We start from the raw sequence: 11,938 nt of genomic DNA, 5'->3' as shown, positions 1-11,938 counted from the left end.
GGAGGGGGGCATACAGGTTTGTATGCACACATGTACAAACAACTGGTTATCGTGATACGCACACTCCTATCACAATCGCCTAAATTAGACATGCTCTGCGAGTTGCACCTCGAAGCCATCTGGATCTGTAATGTAAATAAACCGTAGATGCGGATGGGGCTGGATGGGGCCGCGTACAATCGGAATATTTTGCTCTGCCAATCGTTCCATTGCTTCATCCAGCGAGTTCACCTCATACCCGATCGACACGCCAGCCTCTGGTTTAAGAACGGATTCACTGCCCTCAATCAGTTCCAGCTTGGTTTCATTCTCCATGCCGAGCATGGCAATCTGCCTTCCGCGGCTTTCGAATCTGCGCTGAACTGGAAGTCCGAGCATGTCGTGATAGAACCTGAGCGAAGATTCCAAACTACTGACCCTCAGCGTGATCCAGTTTAATTTGATCAACATGGGTGAATTTCTCCTTTTTCTTGCATGATATGTATTTTGGTTACGTTCATTATACGATAGGTGCTACCAGGAACCTACTACTTATCAGCAAACAATAAAATAGCTGCCGAGATATTCGGCAGCCAAATCGTATAATCTCCGTTCGTTCCGTTGGTTCTATCAATTATTGAATGAGATCCACTGCACCTTGTGGTACAAATGCCTCTAAACCGTTATAGACAATGACACCTTCCAAAGCTGTCTTTTTGCCGTTCACCAGTGCAATATTTTTATAGATTTGAAGTTCCAGCTTGGTGTTGCCTTTGGTAACGAGGATCTTTGGATTTTTGGCGTCAGTGAGATCCAGTTTGTATGTTGCGCCTTTGGCTGTAAATGCCTGTTTGGCAGGTACAAACAATTGTTTGTTCACGCTGTCCAGATCGAGATCCAGTACACGTGCCATATATTTGGCGACATCCGTGTTGTCGATTACCCCGAATGGACGGTCATTGTTGGGAGCATACGTGTAAAGTACGACATCTCCACCTGTATGACCACCGGTTGTCCAACCAATCCCTGCGCGTTTGCTGATCATTGGACCGATTGCATAGTTAAGACTACCCGGCTCAGCCGTTTTAATTGTGGCAATCTCCTCGGAAGTCAGATCGGTAATGCCATAGTATTGTTTCATCACTGCTTTGATGTTTGTACGCTTGGCATTCAGCTTCGCTTCAACACCCTCACCTGTCAGTTTGGCCTTTTTCAAAGGTCCGATAAATGTGGACAACGGCTCTTTATCATATGTGCCAGTTGTGGAGGTATTACCGATTGTGAGTCCACCGTTCTGGTGGTCAGTTACAGCCACAACCGCAGTCTCTCCATCCGTTTTGGCAAAATCCATGGCTACTTTTACGGCATCATCAAAAGCCAGCACATCACTGATAATACCAATCGGATCATTGGCATGAGCTGCCCAGTCTACTTTACTACCTTCAACCATCAGAAAGAAGCCGTCTTCGTCTTTGGACAGAACTTCAATCGCTTTGGATGTCATCTCAGCAAGACTTGGTTGCTTCGCTGGATCACGGTCCATATTGTAAGCCATGCCCGCTGGTGCGAACATACCCCACAGCTTGTTCGAATCGGATGCTTTCATTGCAGCCGGTGTAGTGACGTAATCGTAACCCAGTGCTTTGATGGACGAAACCAGATTCTCGCCGTCTTGGCGACCCGCAGGCTCAAGGTATTTGCTACCTCCGCCCAACACAACATCCATGCCATTATAGACTTGTTGTTTACTGAGGGCATCATAGTTTTTCCGATCCGGGTAGTGAGCAGAGAAGTCCGCGGGTGTGGCGTGCATAATCTCGGATGTGGATATAATACCGGTTGCTTTGCCAGCTAGTTTGGAGGCCTCCAGTACAGAAGCGACCGGTTTTCTTGCGTCTCCAGGCGCAATCGCCTTTTGCCCAGGCATCGTAGCCTTGTCCGGCAGTACACCGACGAATCCGGTATGCGATTTGTAGCCTGTTGCAAAAGCGGTTCCAGCAGGAGCCGAGTCCGCAATCGGCGCATCTGCAGAGTGGGTACGAACCATGCCGCTTGCCATGGAATCCAGCGTCAGGGACGAGCCCTTATACCAACGAGCCAGAGCAGTGGCATCGTTAGCCATGCCGTCGGGAATGAGAATAATCACATTTTTAATCGGTGATGCTGATGTCGTTGAGGTGGTGTCTTCCACAGCCCACGCTGCACTTCCTCCTCCGAGTGTAGCTGTAACAATTGTTGTCACCGCGAGCATCATTTTGGCTGCACGGACATTAAAACGGTTTAACATGAATGCATCCTCCTAGAATATATGTATAGTTTGTTTTGTATCCTGAGCCCAGTGTATACAACCAATGCTAAACCAATGTATGAAATGGATTAACTATATGTAAAATTTACGATTAAATGAAAAAAGATAGACTTTAACCGAACTGTAATCTGTTTTGTTATATCGTCGGTTCTGTATATAATTAAGACTTATAACCCACGGAACATTCGGAGCGATATGATCTATGTTGAATTGTGGCGTGAGAGAAGGAGGGGTGTAGATGTATCGAATCGGAATCGTAGGGCCGAGGCCATCCATTGAGCGAACCATGCGTGCGTTGCAGGGACACGATCTGGGGGCGAGCTACGAGCCATATGCCTATGAACATGCAAGAGAAACGGGAGACATCATTAGACGAAATCGGGAGAATGTACACGGATGGGTATTTACGGGGCCGATTCCTTATCTGAGTGCTCAGGCTGAACTTTCGGAAAAAGAACATGCGATATACTGCCCTCCTACTGGGGCCAGCTTGTATAAGGCGATGCTTCAGGCCATTTACACCTTGGACAGTCCGGTGAAAGATATCTCCATTGATATGACGGACAACGAGGGCTGGGGGTTGATGGACAGTCTGGAAGAGCTGAATATCTCACAGGAGCAATTACGTAAATACGTGTTTTCCATCGATTACGATGTGGAAGAAATGATCGGGTTTCACGTGCGGCATTGGCAAGAGGGGATTACCAAAGCAGCGATTACCTGTCTGTACGCGGTGTATGAAGGTCTGGTGGAACGCGGGGTACCCGTCTTCAAAATTGATTCAACCAAGCAGGAAACGGTTCAAGCCGTACGTATGTTAATAGAACAGATTCGCAGTTCAGCGTTCAAGGATAGCCAGATAGGTGTGCTCATGATTGAGATTGATCGATTGCATGAAGCGGGAGAACTGTCGACGGAGCGGTATCAGTTGCAGTATATGGAGCTGAAGATCAAGGGAGTGCTGCTGCGACACTGTGAACAAATTGATGGATCACTTCATCAGGACGGCACCGGAAGGTACCTGATGTATGGTTCGAGAGGTGTGATGGCCCGTAGTATGGATTCACTGCATTCGACCATGCAACAGTTGGAGCTGGATACAGACTTGCCTTCCTTCGGCGGGATTGGGTTCGGAGAGACGGCATTTGATGCCGAACGACATGCACGTAAAGCTATTCAGTACGCCAAGGATGATGAGGCTGGACGGATTATTATCTATGAGACCGATGGAACCATTGTCGAGGCGGCAGGAGAAGACCACGAATTATCCTACGAAACTTATTCAAGTGATATTGAATTGCTGGAACAATTGAACAAGGCAGGCGTCAGTATTCGTACATTCCAGAAAATAAAGGCCTACATACGCCGAATGGGCAAAGAAGAATTTACAGCCGGTGAGCTGGCTTCCGGGCTCTCCATGACCATCAGGCACGTACAACGTATTATGGGCAGTCTTACTGCTTTTGCACTGGCCGAAATTGCTGGCAATGAGCTGAATACAAGGCGCGGAAGGCCTAGTAACCGTTATCGTCTCTTGCGTTAGGTTAGCGAACATAGAACAAATTACTAAAACCGATGATGCAACCTTATGTCTCATGTCCGTGTGGAGAGGACAAGATGACAAGGCCGGCTCAGCGGTTTTTTTATTTCAAGTGTTAAAATACATAACACAGGTATTGAACTTTGTGCAGGGATAATTATATAATGTCCTAAAATTACGACATTTTCGTTAAATGTACGTTAATGATCTGCTAACGGGGACAAGACCTTCATCAGACTTGTTCAGTCTATCCAGAGGCAGTTCCAACACAGTCAGGGGGTTGTTTGCATGGTCAAAGCGGACAGACAGGAGAACACAGGACTTTTTGGTTGGGTAGAGAAAGTAGGGAACAAGCTTCCCAATCCGTTTTTATTGTTTATCTATCTCATTGTCGCCCTGATGGTTGCCACACTGGTGTTATCGCTCTTTAATGCGACGGCACATAACCCGATTGATGGGGAACAGGTACATGTTAAGAACTTGCTGAGCAGGGAGGGAATTCAGTGGCTGTTGCCGAATGTGGTCAAGAACTTTGCTGATTTCAAACCACTGGCTTCCATCCTGGCTCTGGTGCTGGGCATTGGTCTGGCGGAGAAGGTGGGTCTTCTCGAAGCGGTTATGCGTAAAATGGCTGTTCGGGTACCTGCGCGTTACGCCAGTTATCTCGTCATTTTCATCGCTTTTTTCAGCCATGTGTCCTCGGATGCGGCGCTTGTGATCATGCCTCCGCTTGGAGCGCTGATCTTTCTCGCGGTAGGCAGACATCCGGTTGCCGGATTCATTGCCGCCATTGCAGGGGTTGGCGCAGGTTTTACAGCCAATATGCTCATTGTGACTACCGATGTATTGCTGTCAGGTATTAGTACTGAGATTGCAACCTCTGTAGATCCCAATGTGGGCGTTACGGTTCTGGATAACTGGTACTTTATGTCCGCTTCGGTTATTGTGCTGACTCTCGTTGCCGGGTTCATGACGGACAGATTCCTTGAACCACGTCTGGGCCGTTACGAAGGGGAGCGAGTGTATAAGCTCGAAGCACCGACACCTGAAGAAAACCGGGCATTACGTGCATCGGGGATTGCTGCATTGCTTTTTATCGCAGTCATTTCATTCCTGGTGATCCCTTCGAATGGCGTTCTTCGTAACCCGGAAACGGGAAGTGTCATGGGTTCGCCTTTCCTGGCCGGGATTGTTCCTGTCATTTTACTGTTCTTCTTTACCGTAGCGCTGACTTACGGCATTAAACTGAAAGTGATCCAAAATCAGAACGATCTGCCAAAACTGCTCATTGAACCGATCAAAACGATGGCTGGTTTTATCGTGATGGTGTTCCCGTTGTCCCAATTCGTGGCGATGTTCAACTGGAGCAACATGGGCAAATTTCTGGCACTTACAATTACCGATTTGCTAGAAAAGACAGGCATTAATGGCATTCCGGTGGTGATCGGATTGATTTTCCTGTCGGCATTGCTGACGATGTTCATCGCAAGTGGATCAGCGATCTGGTCCATTCTTGCCCCGGTATTTATTCCAATGATGATGCTGCTTGGATTCCATCCGGCATTCACTCAGGTTATTTTTCGGGTATCGGATTCGGTCGTTATTCCATTGGCTCCGGTATCGCCTTTTGTACCGCTGTTCGTAGGATTTCTGCAGGAGTACCGTAAAGATGCGAAGCTGGGAACGTATTATTCACTGATTTTGCCATATTCGATTGCATTCTTCTCGGTGTGGGTGGTTATGGTCATTCTATGGTACGCCTTCAACTTGCCACTTGGTCCGGGAGTAAACGCAAGATTGTAGGGGATCAGCAGAGCAAGCTTAGTGACGTATAACGTTGAATGAGTCGTGTAGGTCTGAATACACGATCAAATAGATAGAGGTTGGAGAGAGGGGAAATAACATATGATGGATATTATCGCACTTCGCCGGGACCTGCATGCACATCCTGAACTGGGATTTACGGAATTTCGTACTGCGACCAAAGTGGTGCAAATCCTGACGGAACTGGGGTATAGCGTCACTTACGGAAAAGATGCAATTGATGACACATCACGGCGCGGGTTGCCGAAGCCCGAAGTCTTGGAAGATGCATATCAGCGTGCCCTCCGTGAAGGTGCAGATCCGGTGATCGTGGAACAGATGCGAGGAGGATTCACCGCCGTTGTTGCTGAAATTCAAGGGGAGCAGGAGGGGCCAACGACAGCGTTCCGCTTCGATATGGATGCATTGCCGATCCGTGAGAGCAAGTTGGAACAACATGCACCGCAAGCAGCACAATTTCGTTCCCGTCATGAAGGCATTATGCATGCCTGTGCACACGATGGGCATACAACGATCGGACTGGCGCTTGCAGAACGGTTGAGTAACCGGAAGTTTGCCGGCAAGATTCGGCTGTTATTCCAACCTGCCGAAGAAGGTGTGCGCGGAGCATATGCCATGGTTGAAAAAGGAATGCTGGAACAGGTGGATCGCCTGTTCTGTATGCACTTGGGTACCGGTGTGCCATCCGGTCATATTAGAGGTGCGTCTGCCGGATTCCTCGCAACGACCAAGCTGGAAGCACATTTCACCGGTGTATCTTCCCATGCAGGAGCTACACCGGAGGAAGGCCGGAACGCGCTGCTGGGCGCAGCGACCGCCATGCTCAACATTCATGCACTTCCCCGCTTCAGCTCAGCAGATACCCGGATTAATGTAGGCATTCTGGAAGGTGGAACAGGGGCTAATATTATTGCTGAGCATGCCCGCATGGTTATTGAGACACGTTCGACCAGTGAAGAAACGAATCGAGAGCTGGAGCGCCGCGTGCGGAACATCATTGAGCATAGCGCAGCCATGCACGAACTAACCGCTTCCGTTGAAGTGGTTGGAAGTGCCATCCCGATTCGATGTGATATGGAACTTGCAGAGCTTGCGGTTCAGCAAGCGGAAGGCATCGCTGGTTTCACCCATGCGGAGGCTATTTCGGATAGTGCTGCTCTCGGCAGCGAGGATGCCAGTTATATGATCCGGCGAGTCCAAGAGCAAGGTGGCAAAGCCACGTATATGATTGTTGGCAGCGAGTTACCTGCCCCGCATCATCATCCCGAATTTGATATTGATGAAGCGGTATTGGCCCCTGCGGTGGAACTGCTGGAGAAATTGGCACGTACCCTGCAAACAACAGATCTATAGGATGGTCGATATTCATGACTAGGAGTTAGCTGTCTGGATCATCAGGATGGAAGCTAAGTTCAGGCCCGCATGAAAAGTGCGGGTTTTTCTGGTTAGCCCTTGTATGGAGAATAAGAAGATGATAAAAAAGATATTGCGAACGCTTACATTATGTGCTAACATCACCATAACAACAGGATTGTAACCGTGTTAAGGGCAATACCTGTGTCAGTTCATTCGTTTGTTCTTTGTTCATCAGATGAATGATTGCGTTTACATTATCATATGGAATGAGCCTCATTCCTCAGGGTTGTTACTGATTGCAGGCAAAACCTGAATTGAGGGCAGCAGATCACGCTAAAGCGATGTCTGTTTGCCTTCGGTTCAGGTTTTTTTATACAAAAATTGCCTGAAGGCATGACCGCAAGCGCAGTTGCGGATATTTCGAGCAGAAAGGAGTGCGGCAGATTAAGTTTTCTGAAATAGAGAAATAGACTCATCCAGACATTGGAATACTGATTCAAAGATGCACATTTCCAATGCAATTATCCCATCACACACTATTTGACAGCGAGGAGATTGTTGACATGAAAAGCATTAAACGTTCGATTGCCATAGCAACCATTCTGGGTTTATGTGTATCCGGGTTACCGGCATATGCAGCAGGAAATACAGCAACCTCTTCTTCAGCAGCGATGGACAAGCTGATCCAATCGGAGCTTATTCGTGGCAGCGGTCAAGGTGTTAATGCGGCTTATTTGAATAAAAAAGCTACACGCATTCAAGCCGCAGTACTGTACTTGCGTTTGTCCGGATTGGAGAAAGAAGCACTCGCCTATCAGGGATCGGTAACGTATGACGATGCGGCTCAGGCAGGCAAAGTATTGCAACCGGTCGTTGGTTACTTGAAGCAGCATCCGTATGTGGCTGAGATCGTAACGGGAACGGAGAAATTTGAGCCTAATGCACCCCTTACAGCGGAAGGTTATGCCACAATGCTGTTGAAGGTGCTTGGATATGAAGTAGGTACAGATTATGAGCAAGGGGCGGCTTCCACCTATGCGGCTGAGAAAGGAATCAAGGCACTTCAAGGGAAGGGAGCGAGTGAGCTTACCAATCGACTGATGGCCGAAGCAACTGCACAGGCTTTGCAAACACAGCTTAAGAACGGCAATGGAACCTTGGAGCAGAGCTGGTTGAAACATAAAGAAGCTGGCGCGTTCAAACCTCAAACGCTGCAACAGACCAAATATGGTGCGATTGATGGCAAAAAATATGAGCAATATAGCACGCTCGGCTGGCTCGGTGTTCCATACGCCGCACCTCCGGTAGGTGAACTGCGTTGGAAAGCCCCACAAGAACCTGAAGCTTGGGCAGGAACGAGATCGGCTAAGGAATTTGCAGCGAACAGCTTGCAGATCTCCGGCAAGAATACAGTAGGCAGTGAGGATTCACTGTACCTCAATATCTGGCGTCCTGACACAACCAGTTCTAAACTTCCGGTGATGGTGTTCCTGCACGGTGGCGGGAATATGACCGGATCAGGTAAAGATTTTCAGGGTGAACAGCTTGCGCGGAGCACCAACAGTATCATCATCTCCGTGAACTACCGTCTGGGGGCCCTCGGATTCTTCGAGAATGCAGCGCTGAAAACCGGCAATGCCCTGGATGACTCCGGTAACTATGGTCTGCTCGACGCATTCCGTGCACTGGAGTGGGTACAGGATAATATTGCAGGGTTTGGCGGAGATACAAGCAAAGTTACATTAGCCGGACAATCTGCTGGTGCGCGTGATGTGCTGGCAACACTGATCTCTCCGCTTAGCAAAGGACTGTATCAAAAAGTTATTGCTTTCAGCGGAGGATTGACGACAGCATCACCGGAAGAAGGTGAGCAAAAATCCCAGGATGTACTTGTGAAGCTGCTCGTACAAGAAGGGAAAGCAGCTAATGCAGAAGAGGCAAAAGCGTGGATAAGCAAGCAATCTCCGGCAGAGCTGGAGAGCTACCTGCGTGCACTGCCTGCGGACAAGCTGGTCACTGCGTTTGGTGCAACCGCAATCCGTATGGAGCCATTCCCGCATCTGTTCCGGGATGGTACCGTGATTCCAAAAGAAGGCTTCGAAGCCATCCAGAACGGCAATTACACGAAAGTTCCTGTATTACTGGGCAGCCTGGAAACAGAGTTCTCCGGATTTGCCTTCGGTGATCCAAACTTCGCTCCAGCTATTGCGGATGGAACGCTGTTCACCGATGAAACCAAGGCGGAGCAATATGCTGCTGCTCTGAAATACGGTAGTGAAGCTTATGCAGGCTTTAATGCAGAGCGTGTCGCGGAGCAATTGACCAGTGAAGCCGGTCAGCCGCCGGTATATGCTTATCGTTTTGCTTGGGGTACACAACCTGGGGTCATCTCTGAGCGTTTGCTCACGTTACTGGGCGCACCACATGGTGCGGATATGGACTTCTATACAGGGCACGCCGATGGCATTGCTGCCTATTTCCCTGAGGGATACTTTAGCGAGACGAACAAACCAGGACGTGATGAGTTGTCCATCGCGATGGCAGCATACCTGAAGCAGTTCCTGTACACAGGCAATCCAGGTACGGGTGGTTCTCCTAATCTTGCGGCATGGACACCTTGGACGAAAGATGCACAAGCACCGATCATGCGTCTGGATGCAAGTAATACAACGGCAGAGATTGGCATGTCCACACAATATAATCAAGGCAAAGAAGCCGTAATGGCGAAGATGAAAAAAGAATTGTCTGAAGAAACATACAAACTGTTGACGGAAAAAGTGTTTGCAGGCCGTTTCTTCTGGGAATAAGCATCACCGGGTAGGAAGGGATATATAGATAAAAGGTATATAGATAAATTGAAAGCCAAGGGAGCCTATTCTCTTGGCTTTTTGTACTGTTCGTCATGCTTAAATATGGTATTGTTGTAAATATAAATTAATAACATCGAGAGGGGAGACGTGTACATTATGGATGGAGCTAGCTCTATAGGAATTGCTGGGATTATAACGCTATTAATTTTCTTTATCATGATGGGTCTTGTATTATATCTGATCTTCTATCTTGTGATGAAGCGGTCTGGCGTGAAAGAGGAAGTATCCGCATTAAGGATGGAAGTGCGAGTGTTACAAGAGGAAGTAGAGCGGAACAGGCGGGAATTGGAGAGTATAAAGTCTCGTTAACCGTCTGTACGTACTATATGTAGATACGTGGATTAGCGTGTTCAATAGTAAGAGAGGATAGGGGCTCTTTGCCCCTTCCTACTCAATACAGCCTGAAACTGTTTATTTCAGCCTTAGCGGGCCACGTATGCGTCATCTATTTCTTGGCAAAAAAACTAAGTGTTCCGGTGCTTTCATCAGCACTCACAAACAGGCTGCGTCCGTTAACCCGATGAATGCCTTCTGGTGACTCTCCGGCTGTAGGAATCAGACCCAGATAGTTCGGATTGACCGGATCAGCAAGATCGAAGAACAGAATGGCATCTGCCCGTTCGGAAGCGACCGCTGCATACGTTGTGTCGTCCACCGTAGCCACGGTCAGATTCTCCACTTCGCTGCCTTTGTTGGGACTGCGATCATCCGGGTACAAACCAACCATGGCGGTTGCCGTGTCAATGAGGTTTTGGCTATCGTACATCCGCTTGCCTTGCAGATCCCAGACAGCAATATTACGTCCGCCTGCTTTTACCCCATCCTCAAATTCATTCTTGCCCAAGTCTCCTTCATTCGCTGTCAGCAGGTATTTACCATCTGCTGAGAAAGCAATCCCATCCGGTTCATAACGAGCTGTCAATGTTTCTTTAAACTGAACCAAGCCATCATCTTTCAGATCCGCTTGATGTGAGGTGGTACCGAGAGCGAAGATGGAGCTGATCTTTTTGGTCTCCAAATCTACGATGGCAACGACGTTGTTCTCCTGTAGCGTGATGGCTGCAGTTTTGCTATCCGGACTAATGGCAACATACTCCGGTTGTGGATCATGCGGATAGATGGCGCCTTCAACATGGTCCAGAGATACTGGCAAGTTCGTGATTTCACCTTCCAATACGTTCCCACCAGCAAAAGATACAACCATAATGCTACCCGGACGTTTGGCGTTGGCATAGTCAATTTCATCGGCAGCTTTATTCAGCTCTTCGTCTTCTATGGCAATCACGGCATGCAGACCGTCAGGAGACAGGGCAATCGAGTCAGGACCAATACCGAGTTCATATGTTTTTACAGTTTTGTAGGTTGTCAGATCCACTATGGCAAGCAATCCTTTGTTTGCTTCACTGTCCGTATCCCCGGTACGAATAACAGCCAGACCGTATTTGCCGTCTTTGGACACGGTTACACTGGTGACTTCAGCTTTGGCAGAGAGCTCATGGAAGCTGACTGTTTTCAATACGCTGATATTTTTCAAGTCAGCAATGTCCAATACAGAAATGCTGCCATTGTCCGCTTCGGTTACGAGCAGGCGCTGTCCATCTGGCGTAGAGGCTGATATTTCTGCTTTGCCACCGGGCATCTGAAACGATGCGGTTCGTTCAAAATCGGTTTTATTTTGTTTCAGGATCAGTTGATCCGTAATTAATTTTAGCGTTTGGGAAGATACATACGTTGTACCTTTGGTGATGTAGCTTTTACTGTCCAAAGGCGTTTTTACCCCGTTAATGGTTGCTGAGGACGTTCCTATAGGAAGTTGGACTTTAGTATCTGCGATCTGGATATCAACACTGCGACTGTTTCCGTTCCAGGTGACCGTACCTTGCATATTTTGGATGGCTGTACGCAGTGCAACCTGATCGTTGGCAGGTTTAGTTGCATCAGCGGCATGAATCATGGATGTGTAGCTGGTTGCTCCTGCGCTAAGAATGGCGGTCATCGACAGAACGGCAAGCCATTGATTTCTCTTTTTCAATGTTCCAGATCCCCTTTATCGTTTCGTGT

8 protein-coding genes are annotated in these 11,938 nt (G+C 48.2%); 5 read left to right on the top strand and 3 right to left on the bottom strand.

From position 1 onward, the window contains the following. Nucleotides 1-84: 84 nt before the first annotated feature. Both NLBNIHML_RS09245 and NLBNIHML_RS09240 read right to left on the bottom strand, forming a co-directional pair. Nucleotides 85-450 (bottom strand): VOC family protein, encoded by a 366-nt coding sequence (locus tag NLBNIHML_RS09245; RefSeq protein WP_494354220.1) that lies wholly within the window; start codon nucleotides 448-450, stop codon nucleotides 85-87. Between the two features lie 163 nt (nucleotides 451-613). Beyond that, nucleotides 614-2,266, bottom strand: a complete 1,653-nt coding sequence (locus NLBNIHML_RS09240; RefSeq protein ID WP_494354219.1) for an alkaline phosphatase — start codon at nucleotides 2,264-2,266, stop codon at nucleotides 614-616. A 259-nt stretch (nucleotides 2,267-2,525) separates the two neighbouring features. Here NLBNIHML_RS09240 and NLBNIHML_RS09235 point away from each other — a divergent pair, with 259 nt between their 5' ends. The 5 genes from NLBNIHML_RS09235 to NLBNIHML_RS09215 all read left to right on the top strand — a co-directional run bounded on the left by NLBNIHML_RS09235 (nucleotide 2,526) and on the right by NLBNIHML_RS09215 (nucleotide 10,186). Then, the gene (locus NLBNIHML_RS09235; protein WP_494354218.1) at nucleotides 2,526-3,830 is read left to right on the top strand and encodes a hypothetical protein; all 1,305 of its coding nucleotides are present in this window, start codon (nucleotides 2,526-2,528) and stop codon (nucleotides 3,828-3,830) included. A gap of 285 nt (nucleotides 3,831-4,115) precedes the next feature. Beyond that, a complete protein-coding gene (locus NLBNIHML_RS09230; RefSeq protein WP_494354217.1) occupies nucleotides 4,116-5,630 on the top strand; it encodes an AbgT family transporter in 1,515 nt (504 codons plus the stop codon). Nucleotides 5,631-5,732: 102 nt separating this feature from the next. Next, entirely contained in the window at nucleotides 5,733-7,004 is a 1,272-nt protein-coding gene (locus tag NLBNIHML_RS09225; RefSeq protein WP_339236468.1) for an amidohydrolase, read from the top strand. A 566-nt stretch (nucleotides 7,005-7,570) separates the two neighbouring features. Then, nucleotides 7,571-9,814 carry a carboxylesterase family protein gene (locus tag NLBNIHML_RS09220; protein ID WP_494354216.1) on the top strand — a complete coding sequence of 748 codons (2,244 nt, stop codon included), beginning with the start codon at nucleotides 7,571-7,573 and terminating at the stop codon, nucleotides 9,812-9,814. 159 nt (nucleotides 9,815-9,973) lie between these two features. After that, entirely contained in the window at nucleotides 9,974-10,186 is a 213-nt protein-coding gene (locus NLBNIHML_RS09215) for a hypothetical protein (protein ID WP_339236462.1), read from the top strand. Between the two features lie 136 nt (nucleotides 10,187-10,322). On the opposite strand, the gene NLBNIHML_RS09210 is transcribed toward NLBNIHML_RS09215, so the two are convergent. Then, nucleotides 10,323-11,909: a choice-of-anchor I domain-containing protein gene (locus tag NLBNIHML_RS09210; RefSeq protein WP_494354215.1), complete on the bottom strand. Its 1,587-nt coding sequence runs from the start codon at nucleotides 11,907-11,909 to the stop codon at nucleotides 10,323-10,325. Between the last annotated feature and the right edge of the window lie 29 nt (nucleotides 11,910-11,938).

Source organism: Paenibacillus sp. JNU01, from assembly GCF_059130585.1.
The sequence above is the reverse complement of the archived record's forward strand: the minus strand, read 5'-3'. Positions and strand labels throughout refer to the sequence as shown.